This is a genomic window from Alicyclobacillus hesperidum (assembly GCF_900107035.1).
Classification (GTDB): domain Bacteria; phylum Bacillota; class Bacilli; order Alicyclobacillales; family Alicyclobacillaceae; genus Alicyclobacillus; species Alicyclobacillus hesperidum.
Window position 1 is genome coordinate 19,994 of the sequence record NZ_FNOJ01000021.1, and the last position, 13,600, is coordinate 33,593.

Consider the following 13,600-nt stretch of genomic DNA (forward strand, 5'->3'; position numbering starts at 1 on the left):
CTCGATGCCTCCATGTTGGTCAACAATCTCCGAAAAGCGCTTGACAAAAGTGAAATCATCCACTGCAGCCTGTACGATGATCGACAAAATTATAGTAGAGAAAAAAGATGGACCGCTGTAGAGTGATCTTAATGGAATACTGTCATAACCACCATCGATGCCTTGCCGTTTTGCGCTGATGTTTTCCTGAAGCACGAAAGACTCATTTTGAGGAGGTCGCTATGAATCATCAAGAACAGATTGCCCAGATGACACTTGAAGAGAAGGCTTCACTTTGTTCTGGTTTGAATCTTTGGCAGACAAAGCCCATTGAACGCCTGGGTATCCCATCGCTCTGTTTGACGGATGGCCCGCATGGCGTTCGTTTGCAGAAAGCAGGCGGAACATTGTTTGAGTCCGAGCCTGCCACCTGCTTTCCAACGGCCACGGCGCTCGCAAGTTCATGGGATCCAGCGCTGATCGAACGCTTGGGGCAAGCACTTGGCGAGGAATGCCGTAGCCTTGGCGTGCACGTGCTGTTGGGACCGGGTGCAAATATCAAACGCTCCCCCCTTTGCGGCCGCAACTTCGAGTACTTCTCCGAAGATCCGTTGTTATCAGGCGAAATGGCCGCGGCGCATATCCGCGGCGTACAATCGCGCGGTGTCGGAACATCGCTGAAACACTTTGCAGCCAACAACCAGGAGTACCGCCGCATGACAACAAGCGCGGAGGTCGACGAACGCACGTTGCGCGAAATCTATCTTGCTAGTTTCGAAAGCGCTATCAAAGGTGGCCGCCCCTGGACCGTGATGTGCGCATACAACCGTTTGAATGGCACGTACTGCTCGGAAAACGGCTGGCTCCTCAACGATGTGCTGCGCGATGATTGGGAATTCGACGGGATCGTCATGTCCGATTGGGGCGCCGTCAACGATCGCGTTGCCGGTATGGGCGCAGGCCTTGATCTCGAAATGCCCGGCGGCCCTTATGCGCAGGATCAAGCCATTGTTGCCGCCGTGCGCGAAGGACGCCTACCCGAAGACGTGCTCAATCGCACAGTTGATCGCATTCTGACATTGATCGATCGCGTTCTTCAATCGGCACCGGCATCCCCGTATGACGCGGAAGCTCACCATCGCTTGGCGCGGCAGGTGGCGGCAGAATCGATGATACTCCTAAAGCACGAGCAATCTCTACTCCCCATCCCTCATGGCAAGCGGATCGCCGTACTTGGTGCATTCGCTGTCCATCCGCGTTACCAAGGCGGAGGCAGTTCGCACGTCACCCCCACACAAGTTGACGAGCCCTTGGCGGAGCTTCGCCGCACATTCGGTGCTGATGCAGTCGCCTATGCGCCAGGTTACGATCTCGACGCCGATGAACCATCCCAAGCGCTGTTGAACGAAGCCAGAACGCTCGCACAACAGGCCGACATCGCCATCGTCTTCGCCGGTCTACCGGAGCGCTATGAGTCTGAAGGTTTTGACCGCACGCATCTCGCCATGCCTGCAGCCCATACGGCACTCATTGAAGCTGTGGCTGCCGCTCAGCCCAACACCGTGGTTGTGCTCGCCAATGGCGCACCTATCGAGATGCCATGGATCGATGGCGTTCCGGCCGTGATCGAAGCGTATCTGGCAGGGCAAGCATTCGGGGGCGCGATTGCCGATGTGCTTTCTGGCGAAGTCAATCCGAGCGGGAAACTGGCCGAGAGCTTTCCGATACGACTGGAGCACAACCCATCGCATCTCTTCTTCCCCGGAAATGGCGATCGCGTCGAGTATCGGGAAGGAGTATTTGTCGGTTACCGATACTATGACGCGAAAGCGATGGACGTGCGGTTTCCGTTCGGGCATGGACTCAGTTACACAACGTTCGCCTATCGAAGTCTCAAGTTGTCCGATGAGCGTCTGCGAGACGATGCGGTACTTGAAGTCAATGTCGAAATCGAAAACACGGGAGAACGTTTGGGTAAAGAAGTCGTGCAACTGTACGTCGAACCCTGTACACCCAGCATCTCTCGCCCACTGCGTGAATTACGCGCATTCGCCAAGATCGAACTTGCACCCGGCGAGCGAAAGCACGTCGTGTTTCACCTTAATAAACGCGCATTCGCCCACTACGACGTCGATTGCGCTGACTTTGTCGTCGAAAGCGGCACGTACCGGATTTGCATTGGCGCCTCCTCGCGCGACCTCCGATTGTTCGGTGACGTACAAATCGAATCGACAACACCGCCTCGCCCTGTGATTGTGCACGAGAACGCCACCATTGGCGATTTGTTGGAAGATCCAGTAACGGGACCGGTGATGAAACGGATTCTTGACGATGCACTCGCATCCTCGCCTATGTCCGCGATGTCTAACGACAACCCAGGCATGTTTGAAGCTATGATGCGATTCACCCCCATTGGCCGCACAACGACGCTCTTTGGTGTTCCACGAGAACAAGTGCAGGTCGTGATGGAAGAGTTGAAGCGCACGAGGGATCATGAAACGATCTAGCTCTTTCAAACGCGCATAACACAACTACGCCCCTTTGCCGTGACCAGCGCGCTCAAATAGCGTAAGACGTGGCTTGTTATCCCAAGAATAGATGCGAGTAACGTTTTAAGTTGAAGTTCTGGGGCCACCATCATCGCGCGATCGAGCAAAGCGCCCAAGTCCTCGCCGACGATAATCGGCATGAATGTAAATGCTGATTTCAGCGGTATTTTGGTATGCCGGACGTCCGTAGATGAAAAGCACAACAAAAAGGCCCAGCCATCGTGGGTGGGCCTGATTTCGGTCAGGAAGTACCATCAGATGAAAAAGTGAACTATCAACATCCGTGTCTGCGCAACCTCGATGGATCTAGAAGCTCACATGTCAATCTAGAAATTATTCCTTGGCATCATCTCACGGCGCGCGACGTTGGTTCGACGAGCTGCCTCGGCCACCGCATCAGCAACTCGCTGAACGACCGCTTGATTAAATACAGACGGAATGATGTAGTCCTCTCGCAACTCGCTCTCACGAATGGTCGAAGCAATCGCCTGCGCCGCCGCGAGCTTCATTTCCTCGTTGATGGTGTACGCTCGTGCGGCCAGCGCCCCTTTGAAGATGCCCGGAAAGCAGAGGACATTGTTGATTTGATTTGGGTAATCGGATCGCCCCGTTGCGAGAATGCGCACGTATGGAGCTGCCAATTCCGGATCAATTTCCGGCGTCGGATTCGCCATTGCAAACACGATACGATCCTGCGCCATCTTCTGAAGATGCTCTACCGTCAGCACCCCCGGACCCGAGACACCGATAAACACGTCTGCCCCAACCAGCGCATCCTCGAGCGTCCCGGTGATGTTCTCTGGATTGGTATGCTCCTTATACCAGTTCCAAACCTCGTTTTCATATTCCTTACCGCGATGCAAAATCCCCTCCAAGGTTACGCCAATAATATGTTTCACCCCGGCGGAGAGCAGCATTTTCGTGCATGCAACACCTGCAGCGCCGATGCCAACAACCACCACTTTGAGGTTTTGCAACTCTTTTCCGACCAACTTTGCCGCGTTCATCAAACCTGCCACCATGACGACCGCGGTACCATGTTGATCATCGTGAAAGACCGGAATGTCAAGTTCCTTCTTCAGTCGTTCCTCAATATAAAAACAGCGTGGCGACGATATGTCTTCCAGGTTAATTCCGCCGAACGCAGGTGCGATGCGCTTCACGGTCTCGACGATCTCGTCGGGATCTTTCGTGTCCAAGCAGACCGGAAACGCATCAATGCCCGCAAACTGCTTGAACAGCATGGCCTTCCCTTCCATGACCGGCATCGCGGCATATGGACCAATGTCCCCCAAACCAAGCACCGCCGTACCGTCGGACACCACAGCAACCGTGTTTCGCTTAATGGTGAGCTGAAAGGCCTTTGCAGAATCCTCGTGGATGGCTTCACACACCCTCGCCACATGCGGCGTGTACACACGCGACAAGTCGTCGCGATTCTTGACCTGAATCTTTGGTGCGACTTCAAGCTTGCCACCCAAGTGAACGAGAAAAGTGCGATCGGATACCGCTACGACGTGAATGCCTTGTTCCGCATCTAATAAATCTGCAATCTGGCGGCCATGCTCACGACTGGCCACGTTGATGGTTACATCGCGGACCACGGCGTCCTGGCTGACACGGATCATGTCGACCGCGGCAATGTCGCCTCCGGCGTTGCCCACCAAGCTGGCCAACCTCGCAAACATGTTCCCTCGATTGGCAATTTCAAGGCGATAAATGAGACTAATACCACTCTGCTGAAATTCCATGCTCGACCTCCTCGGGTGCCGTCGTGATCCAATAGTACGACCTTTTAGGGTTTCGGAATCATGCCGGTCCACACGTGTGCTTGTAGAGTTACTAAAATCCCCAGGAGAACCGTTAGCACGAGACTATGCCAGAACGTGCGCCGGATCACGAGACCTTCTTTGCCACGCAGTTCGCCCGTCGATACGCCCGTCGTCACGTTCTGCGGCGAAATCATCTTGCTCATCACCGCCCCGGACGAGTTGGTCGCCGCCATCAAGACGGGATTAAGGTGCAGCCGATTGGCAGCCACCACCTGCAAGTTGCCAAAGAGCGCGTTCGACGACGTATCCGATCCAGAAAGGAAGCATGCAATCCAGCCGAGGAATCCGGAGAAGAATGGGAACCAACTGCCCAGTGCCGCGACCGCCACGCCAAGCGTATAGGCCATGCCTGAGTAGTTGTACAAATACGCGAGCCCGACGATAAACATCACCGTCAAAATGGGAAAAACGAGTTGTTTCCATGTATCGGCGGCGGCGAGCCAGAACGTCTTCCATCCCGCACGCAGGAACAACGCGGTAAGGATGACGGCGACGAGAATCGCCGTGCCCGTCGCCAACGGCTGAAATGCCCACACTGCATCGTACGGCTTCTGATATAGAGTCAAATAGACTTGGTCATTCAACCCGGGCCAGCTGATCTTTCTTTGACCGATGTCAGCGATTTTCAGGAATGTCCAGACGATGACGACGCCCGTCACGGTCAGCCAAGGTACCCAGCCTCGCCACAGCGAGCCTGTTGAACTGCCTTCGACTGTCGCGGCGGTCTCGTTGTGTGCCCCTAAATGCACGAACGAGCGGAAGAGATTCGTGTCCTTTGGCCGCCACACGCGCGTGAAAAGCACGATACATACCAATGATACGAGCGCGGCGAGTACGTCAGGGAGTGCTGGGCCAAGAAAGTTGGCAACCGCAAACTGGGTGACAGCGTATGAGAGTCCACCCACGAGCGCCACGGGCCAGGCTCCTTTTAAAGCCTTCCATCCCCCCATGACGACAATCACGTAAAATGGAAGTATGAATGCAAAGATGGGCAACTGGCGACCGACCATTGAAGATAAAGCGTTTACATTGAGGTTGGTCACAGAGCCGAGTGTCACGATAGGCACACCCAATGCGCCGAAGGCAACAGGTGCAGTATCGAAAATAAGGGCGTAGGTGACAGCTTCCAAGACAGGAAAGCCAAGCCCCACCAACAAGGCAGAAGCAATGGCAACCGGCGTGCCAAATCCCGCAATGCCCTCCATCAGCGCGCCAAAACCGAACGCAATGATGAGGAGCTGAATACGTCTGTCGTCCGTTGCGTACCGATACATCCAGTCGCGAAACTGTGCAAATGCGCCCGTTCGCTGGCTAAGGTTGTATAGCCACATCGCATTCCAGACGATCCACATGACAGGCCAGACCGCAAACACCATGCCCTCACCGATAGAGCTCATCGCGAGATGGAACGGCATCTGCCAACCAGCAATGGCTTCAATGAGACCTACGATGAGACCAGAAAGCGCCGAAATCCAGGCAGGTGCACGCACCACGCCAAGGAGAACAAGAACGACTGCAATCGGAATGACACCGACAAGAAATGACAGTCCTGTCGAGTGGCCGATAGGCGTTAAAAGTTGGTGAAACAACCCATTCCCCATCAGACTCCCCCCATTCGCATGCATAACCAAAGGCATAGCCCAAATCGTAGTACCGAAACGTTGAATCCTCCTGGCTGGTCGTCTCACCTCCTATCGCTTTATAAGCCACTCTTCTGAGGTCATTGTAGTATGGCACCCACCCAATGAAAACGATTTCTAAGGCAGGTCTCAAAAGATTCCGTATACCAGAATGAAGTTACGAAAATTTGACGCCAAAGACTTCTTCATCCTTCCGGACGTTCGCGTTCTGTAATTCAGAACATTATTTCTTATTACACAACAACGTGCTATCATGAAAGCGTATCCAGGGATACGAGGGAGGAGAGATCGGGATGACGGAATCGTACAATTGCCCACAGGGCGTGCAGATCACGGGTGAATACAGACCCGAGTTCGCCGAGATTTTGACGGTAGATGCACTGCAATTTGTCGCCGAACTGGAGCGCCGCTTTGGTCCGCGCCGCAAAGAATTGCTAGAGCTGCGCAAACAGCGCGAAGCGCGGTTATTCGCCGGTGAATGGCCGGACTTTTTGCCAGAGACGAAAGAGATCCGCGAAAGCGAGTGGACCGTGGGACCCATCCCGGCAGATTTGCAGGACCGCCGCGTCGAAATCACCGGGCCGAGTTCGGATCGAAAGATGGTCATCAACGCACTGAACTCAGGCGCAAAATGCTTTATGGCCGACTTTGAAGACGCGTGCGCGCCCTCGTGGGAAAATGTGGTGCAAGGCCAAATCAACATGCGCGATGCGATCCGCCGTACCATCAGCTTCACAAGCCCTGAAGGCAAGCACTACAAGCTGAACGACGAGATTGCGACGCTGATTGTGCGCCCGCGAGGTTGGCATCTACCCGAGAAGCACATTCTCGTCGATGGGCGCGAGGCAACGGGAGGCCTCGTCGACTTCGGACTCTACTTCTATCACAACGCCAAAGAACTTTTAGCGCGAGGCTCCGGTCCCTACTTCTACCTTCCGAAAATGGAAAGCCACCTGGAGGCTCGACTTTGGAACGATGTGTTCGTCTACGCGCAAGAATCGCTTGGCATCGAGAAAGGCAGCGTCAAAGCCACAGTGCTCATCGAGACCATCCTCGCGACATTCGAGATGGACGAGATTTTGTACGAATTGCGCGATCACGCCGCTGGCCTGAACTGCGGCCGTTGGGACTACATCTTTAGCTATATCAAGAAATTCCGCAATCATCCCGAAGTCATCCTACCGGATCGGGCTCAGGTCACGATGACGGTTCCTTTTATGCGTGCCTACACCCTCCTTACCATTCGCACATGCCATCGGCGCAAGGCGTTTGCGATGGGCGGTATGGCCGCACAGATTCCCATCAAGAACGATCCGCAGGCCAACGAAGAGGCACTCGCCAAGGTTCGCGCCGACAAAGAACGTGAAGCACAGGACGGACACGACGGCACGTGGGTGGCGCACCCCGGGCTCGTGCCCATCGCGATGGAGGTATTCGATCGCCTCATGCCGACGCCAAATCAAGTGCATCGCTTGCGCGAAGACGTCAACGTCAGCGCGGCCGATCTCGTCGCCGTGCCGGAGGGCACCATCACAGAAGCGGGACTGCGCACAAACGTGGCGGTTGCACTCCGCTATATCGAAGCGTGGCTACGCGGATCCGGTGCAGTCCCCATCTTCAACCTGATGGAGGACGCGGCGACGGCCGAAATATCGCGCGCGCAAATCTGGCAGTGGATCCACCACCCAAAAGGTATACTGGACGATGGCCGCAAGGTGACACCCGAACTATTCCGCCAAATTCTCGACGAAGAGTTAGCGAAATTGCAGACTGAACTTGGCGCACAAGCGTACGCCAACAGCAAGTTCCCGCTCGCCACACAGTTGCTCGACGAGACTTCCACCGCGGAGGACTTTGCTGACTTCCTGACACTGCCCGGCTACGCGCACCTTGCGTAATCCATCCAATCCACAGATTGCATTTCTGAACTCATGATCCATCCCCATACGAAACCCCGCCTGCGTGGCGGGGTTCCTTTTGTTCTGCCGTTTCGATTGTGAGCTTTAAGGGACGATATATGCACTCTTGTAGCCGAGCCGTTCCGAAATCCGCTGCCCTGCACGCTTTACCAAAGGGACAAGTTCCATCATCCGATCACGCGTCATCCGCAAGCCCGGTCCCGACACGCTTACGGCCGCAACTGCGCAACCGTCGTGGGCGAAAATAGGAGCCGCGACGCAACACACGCCCTCCTGATGCTCCTCGATGTCAAACGCGAAACCCGTCGAGCGCGTCTCGTCAAGCGACTCCCAAAACTGATTCACATCCGTGACCGTATGCGGCGTGAGTTGTGGCAACCCATAGCGGCGAACGATGTCCTGAACTTCGCGCTTCGGCAGGAAAGCGAGAATAGCTTTGCCGAGTCCGGTCGCGTGCACTGGCACGCGCGTCCCAACGCGAGAGTGCATGCGAACGGTGTTTGGACTCTCCACTTTTTCGATATACACGACCGAGCCTCGATCCAACAGGGCCAAGTGCACGACCTCATTGGTCGCAAGAGCCAACTCTTGCAGCGCCGGCATCGCCTCGCGGCGCATGTCGATGGAGGACAAAAGCTTCATACCGAGATCGAGCACGGTATAACCCAGCTTATAGCGCCCGCTCACGGGATCCTGCTCGATGTAGCCACGGCGCATCATGGTGCCTAGCAGCCGGTGCACCGTGCTCTTGTACATGCCTACCTCCTGCGCCAGCTCTGTGATCGCGATCCCGTTCGGATGCTCACTCACCATCTCGAGCAAAAGAAGCGCTTTGTCGACCGATTTGACCGTATAGTCCTCCAATCGGTTCACCTCATCCTTGTACACTCGTCGTTGGCTTTGCAGCAGTCTTCTCTGCCCGCGCGGCGCGCACCTGCACCTCTGCTTGATCCGGAAACGAATTGAGAATCTGCCAATGGTCGTCGATGATTTCGCGGGCATGTTTGACTTCGACACAGCGTCCTGGCAACGGTATCAACTTTCCCGCGTTGACGATGCCTTTGCCGTCAAAGCAAGCTTTCACGGCGCGCTGTACTTGAAGTTCATCCTCGGAAAACATGTAGGCCATCTCGCCAATCTTCTCAATCCCCACGCCGTGCTCGCCCGTGATGCTCCCACCTGCGTCGACACAAGCACGCAACACCTCAGATCCGGCCCGCACCGCGCGCTCGGCCTCGCCTGGCACGCGGCTGTCGTAAAGCACAAGCGGATGCAAGTTGCCATCTCCCGCATGAAACACGTTTGCGATCCGCAGGCCATATCGTCGGCTGATACCTTCAATTTTCTGTAAGACTTCAGTCAGGCGCGTGCGCGGGATGACGCCGTCTTGCACGATGTAATCCGGCGACAAGCGCCCCATGGCGCCAAACGCCATCTTGCGACTGGACCACCACAGCGCGCGCTCCCCATCTGACTGTGCAACCCGCACCTCGCGGACATGGTGTTTGCGGCATAATTCCACGACGCGCTCCATCACGTCGTCGACCCCAGCAGTCAAACCGTCCACTTCGATGAGCAAAACAGCCTCGATGTCGTTTGGGTAACCGACGTGGTAGTTGCTTTTATCGACCGCCTGCATCGCCAGCTGATCCATCATCTCGATGGCTGCAGGAATGATACCAGCCACAATGATATCCGTCACGGTATCGGACGCATCTGCGACACGATCGAAATATGCGAGCGCCGTGCGCAACGACTGCGGCTTCTTCAAAATGCGCACGGTGATTTCCGTTGCAATGCCAAGTGTCCCTTCGGAACCCACGAGCAGCCCCAACAAGTCGTAGCCTGGCGCATCGCCAAACGGCGCCCCCACGTCGATCACACTGCCATCTGGCAGCACGACCTTCGCAGCGACGATATGATTCGTCGTAACGCCGTATTTGAGACAGTGACTGCCGCCGGCGTTTTCCGCAAAATTGCCGCCAATCGTACACACGGATTGACTCGACGGATCCGGCGCGTAATAGCAATCTTCGTGGGCGATCCGCCGCGTCAGCGTGAGGTTGACCAACCCAGGTTGGACAATCGCGCGCAGGTTCGCAAAATCGACGGCGAGCAACCGATTCATACGAGCGAGGTTGATGACCACCTGTCCCCCCGTCGGCGTGGCTCCCCCAGACAGCCCCGTGCCCGCACCGCGGGGTAGATATGGAATCTCGTGCTCATAGAGATAGCGACAAATTTGCGCTACCTCATCCGTCGATTCGGGAAACACGACCGCGCGGGGCAATCCAGACTCCGCCGTATACCCGTCGCATGCATATGCCCGAACCTGATTTGGCTGCCACAGACAGCGGCGCTCGCCTACAATTTCCACGAGCGCGTCAATATGCGAGTCTCTCATGGCGTCTCCTCCCTTTGATAGGCGAGATCGAGCACTTCGACGGTGTGCATGACACGAAGCTGTTGGTTGCGCTTTTTCACGCCAAGGCGAATCTGCATCATGCAGCCCGGGTTGCCCATGACAATGGCCTCGACCCCCTCAGGAACGTCGTCCATCTTGCGCTCGAGCAGTTCGCCGGCCATGTCTGGATGTGTGAGGTTATAAATTCCGGCACTCCCACAGCACCGGTCCGAATCCGGCATCTCGCGAAGGTCCACACCTGGAACGGACGTGAGAAGGGATCTGGGTTCACGGCGGATCTTTTGCGCGTGACACAAGTGACATGCGTCGTGGTAGGTGATGGACATGGGGAGTTCGGCTTTAGGCGGATCAAAACCAACTTCGACAAGCAGTTGCGTGATGTCGCGCACCCGCGCGGAAAACTGGACGGCCCGCTCGTGCCAAGCCGGATCATCATGAAACAGCTCCGGGTATTCTTTAAGCGCCGCGCCACAGCCAGCCGCATTGATGGCGATGTAATCCACGCCCGCTCGCTCAAACACTTCGATGTTTTTCTTCGCCATCTCGCGCGCCATGTCGCGATCCCCCGCGTGCACCTGCAACGCGCCGCAGCAAATTTGTTCGCGCGGTACGTGCACTTCCACGCCGTTACGCACCATGACGCGGGCTGTGGCTTCGTTCACGTCGGAGAAAAAAACGTCCATGACGCAACCTGTAAACAGTGCAGCCGTCGCTTTGCGCGCACCCTTGGGAACCATCACCGTCGGCAACACGTCAATAGCAGGACCGCGCCCAATCTCCGGAATGACGTCTTCCATCTCCCGCGCCTGTGGCGGCAGCACGCGCATCACCCCGGTCGATCGCGCGAGCGTACGCAAGCCAGATTTCTGGTAGAATCGCACGAGCCGGCGGATGGTCTTTAAGCGGCCCGGCCGCGGAAAGATACCACGCAAAAAGAGCCGCATCAAGGGATCTCTGTCGCCATGCTCGCGGCGCGCGTGGAAAACTTGCCCTCGCGCTTCTTCGACAAGAGCTCCCACCTGCACCCCAGACGGACAGACCGTCTCGCAAGCGCGACAATCCAAGCAGGTGAAGACCGGATCGATCACACTTTCATCCAGCGGCAATTCCCCTTCGGCGCAAGACTTGATGAGAAATACGCGCCCGCGCGGTGAATGGTTTTCGTCTCCCCATGCCTGATAAGTGGGACAGACTTCGAGACAGAATCCACAGTGCACACAGACCGAATACTTGTCTTCCTCAGGCGCGTCCGGGTAACAAAAATCGGACAGACGTGGTGCCATCGATGACGAATCCTTCACCATCTCAAATCCCTCCCAGAAAACGACCTGGAGATAAGAGATGCTCCGGGTCGAACGTCTGCTTTAACCGCTGCATGACAGCGATGACGCCAGGTGCCAATGGAGACGCAGCGCTTTGTGCGCGAATCGCAACGGGCGCGCGCTCCATAACCATCTCAAGGGCAGATGCGCTGATGACGTCTCGCAGTTGATCCCACCGGGACGGATCTGCAAGCGATGCACGAGCGGGATCGAATGCAATGCGGGCAACACCCGTGACGCCTCCGATGGTTGCGCTGATTTCGTGTGGATTCTCGACGAGTAGAGAAACCGCTTCCATCACCTGCGCCATGGCCGAGAAGAGCTTGGTCGGCTGTCCTTGTAAGCGGATACAAGCCGTGTTTGCGGAAAGTGATTCGCGCTGTTCCGACCACCAGGTATCGGCTGCATGCTGTTCCAACGTCTCCACCGTCAATCCGAGATCGCGCGCCATCGATTCGAGAATCTGCGTCTGCGCCTGCGCGGCTCGCTCATGTTCATCACAGTCAACGGCGAGAATCCAGTTCCGTGTCTGGTCTGACGCGCTTTGCCAAACAGCTTCCAAACGACTCGGCTGCAAAGCCGACTGCACGATACGCTCTCGAAGCTGGCCGAGCGCATCAAGTGGCCCGCCGACGAGGACCGTTTCCCGATGCATGGGCAAGGGCCGCAACTTCAAGGTGATTTCTGTAATTACGCCAAGCGTTCCCCAGGCACCGATGAATAGCTTGGTCATGTCATAGCCAGCGACGTTCTTGACGACCTTGGCACCTGTGCGGATGACGCGGCCATCGAGCAATGCGACGCGCAGGGATATGGCCATGTCGCGCAAAGATCCGTACAGTGCACGCCGCGGTCCGCTGAGGCCGGCGCTCAACAAGCCGCCAAGCGTCGCATCCGCAGGTGCGGGCGGATCGTAAGGAAGCATGAGGCCCGCCGCAGCCAGCGCAGATGCCAATTCCGCCATCGTGAGCCCGGGTTCTACAGAGACGATGAGATCTCCCTGCGACAAGTTGACCACATGATTCATGCGCCGCAGGGACAGCCAAATGTCAGGCGCCTCTGCTTGAGGGCCGTATGCGAGCAAGCGCCCGGCACCATAAGGAAGCACACTCAGGCCGCAATCACGCGCGTAGGCGAGAACGGCCAGTACTTCCTCTTCGTTCAATGGCTCCACCAAACAAACATCCCGTGAGGATTCGTGCAGATGTAGCGTGCAGGCAGGAACGACGCGCACGTGATGAAGGCCGATCACGTTTGCCAAATGTTCCGCCGTATCCGCAGGTTGTGGCTTCGACTGAAGCGGCACGATGGGATCGCCTCCAAGTTTCCCGCGCTGGGGAAGGCTGTGGTTCTGCATAGTGAAATACAGTTCTGAATTGTTATATTCATTCTACGGCAAAGAAATGCCCGAAAACAGGTAGAGAGCAGTCGTTCTTTGCCCGCTGCGTCATATTTGTTCAATCGTATGGAAGATCGCTCATATGTAGGTTTCCATGCGCAAGACATGACAGCAATAACCAAATTGCTTAGGTGTTGTCAATGGCCAGTTTCGTTTCGACACAAATGGCCACTTAAATCCGTCAGAAGTGGTCAAGTGCTAGAGACTCGCGTTCACCCCTTTCATGCGGTAGCTGTCACCGCTGAATGTGAATACGGACACGTGGTGCAATAGGCGATCCAGCGTGGCACTGACCAGTGAGGGGTTCGGGAAGAGCGCTCCCCACTCCTCAAACGGCCGGTTGCTTGTCACAATCAGACTCTGGCGCTCGTAGGCGTTCGAAACCAGCTGGAAGAGGTGGTTTCCGGCAGTGTCGTCCATCGGTAGGTAGCCGAGTTCGTCGACGACGATGAGATCGAGCTTTCCCAGGGCTCGTAGTTTCTGCTTTACAGTACCGTCCGCCATCGCTGCGTAGAGGTTGTCAATCAAATCCTGT

Annotated in this window: 9 protein-coding genes; 2 read left to right on the top strand and 7 right to left on the bottom strand. The window is 56.2% G+C overall.

Features of this window, described 5'->3' with window-relative positions; translation table 11 throughout:
• Window positions 1–221: 221 nt before the first annotated feature.
• On the top strand, window positions 222–2,486 hold the full coding sequence (locus tag BLU70_RS12615; protein WP_074693683.1) for a glycoside hydrolase family 3 C-terminal domain-containing protein: 2,265 nt from the start codon (window positions 222–224) through the stop codon (window positions 2,484–2,486).
• A gap of 368 nt (window positions 2,487–2,854) precedes the next feature.
• On the opposite strand, the gene BLU70_RS12625 is transcribed toward BLU70_RS12615, so the two are convergent.
• Window positions 2,855–4,279, bottom strand: coding sequence for an NAD-dependent malic enzyme (locus tag BLU70_RS12625; protein WP_074693684.1), 1,425 nt, complete (start codon window positions 4,277–4,279; stop codon window positions 2,855–2,857).
• 44 nt (window positions 4,280–4,323) lie between these two features.
• Entirely contained in the window at window positions 4,324–5,961 is a 1,638-nt protein-coding gene (locus BLU70_RS12630) for an L-lactate permease (protein WP_237716460.1), read from the bottom strand.
• 332 nt (window positions 5,962–6,293) lie between these two features.
• On the opposite strand from BLU70_RS12630, the gene aceB reads away from it, so the two are divergent.
• Window positions 6,294–7,898 (top strand): malate synthase A, encoded by a 1,605-nt coding sequence (aceB, locus tag BLU70_RS12635; protein ID WP_058095026.1) that lies wholly within the window; start codon window positions 6,294–6,296, stop codon window positions 7,896–7,898.
• 105 nt (window positions 7,899–8,003) lie between these two features.
• On the opposite strand, the gene BLU70_RS12640 is transcribed toward aceB, so the two are convergent.
• The 5 genes from BLU70_RS12640 to BLU70_RS12660 form a co-directional block, all read right to left on the bottom strand.
• The gene (locus BLU70_RS12640) at window positions 8,004–8,783 is read right to left on the bottom strand and encodes an IclR family transcriptional regulator (protein ID WP_040289553.1); all 780 of its coding nucleotides are present in this window, start codon (window positions 8,781–8,783) and stop codon (window positions 8,004–8,006) included.
• Between the two features lie 10 nt (window positions 8,784–8,793).
• A complete protein-coding gene (locus tag BLU70_RS12645; RefSeq protein ID WP_006447109.1) occupies window positions 8,794–10,323 on the bottom strand; it encodes an FAD-linked oxidase C-terminal domain-containing protein in 1,530 nt (509 codons plus the stop codon).
• Window positions 10,320–11,648 carry a (Fe-S)-binding protein gene (locus BLU70_RS12650; RefSeq protein ID WP_074693685.1) on the bottom strand — a complete coding sequence of 443 codons (1,329 nt, stop codon included), beginning with the start codon at window positions 11,646–11,648 and terminating at the stop codon, window positions 10,320–10,322. Before BLU70_RS12650 ends, BLU70_RS12645 begins: the two co-directional genes overlap by 4 nt.
• A 1-nt stretch (window position 11,649) precedes the next feature.
• Complete coding sequence (locus BLU70_RS12655) at window positions 11,650–12,972, bottom strand: FAD-binding oxidoreductase (protein ID WP_040289555.1); 1,323 nt, start codon at window positions 12,970–12,972, stop codon at window positions 11,650–11,652.
• A 291-nt stretch (window positions 12,973–13,263) separates the two neighbouring features.
• A partial coding sequence (locus BLU70_RS12660) for an ATP-binding protein (protein WP_176780910.1) occupies window positions 13,264–13,600 on the bottom strand: 337 nt, incomplete at its 5' end.

Bases quoted from the DNA above. Each gene is read 5' to 3' on its own strand.
- BLU70_RS12615 (WP_074693683.1), top strand. From the start codon at position 222: ATGAATCATCAAGAACAGATTGCCCAGATGACACTTGAAGAGAAGGCT.
- BLU70_RS12625 (WP_074693684.1), bottom strand. From the start codon at position 4,279: ATGGAATTTCAGCAGAGTGGTATTAGTCTCATTTATCGCCTTGAAATT.
- BLU70_RS12630 (WP_237716460.1), bottom strand. From the start codon at position 5,961: ATGGGGAATGGGTTGTTTCACCAACTTTTAACGCCTATCGGCCACTCG.
- aceB (WP_058095026.1), top strand. From the start codon at position 6,294: ATGACGGAATCGTACAATTGCCCACAGGGCGTGCAGATCACGGGTGAA.
- BLU70_RS12645 (WP_006447109.1), bottom strand. From the start codon at position 10,323: ATGAGAGACTCGCATATTGACGCGCTCGTGGAAATTGTAGGCGAGCGC.
- BLU70_RS12650 (WP_074693685.1), bottom strand. From the start codon at position 11,648: ATGGTGAAGGATTCGTCATCGATGGCACCACGTCTGTCCGATTTTTGT.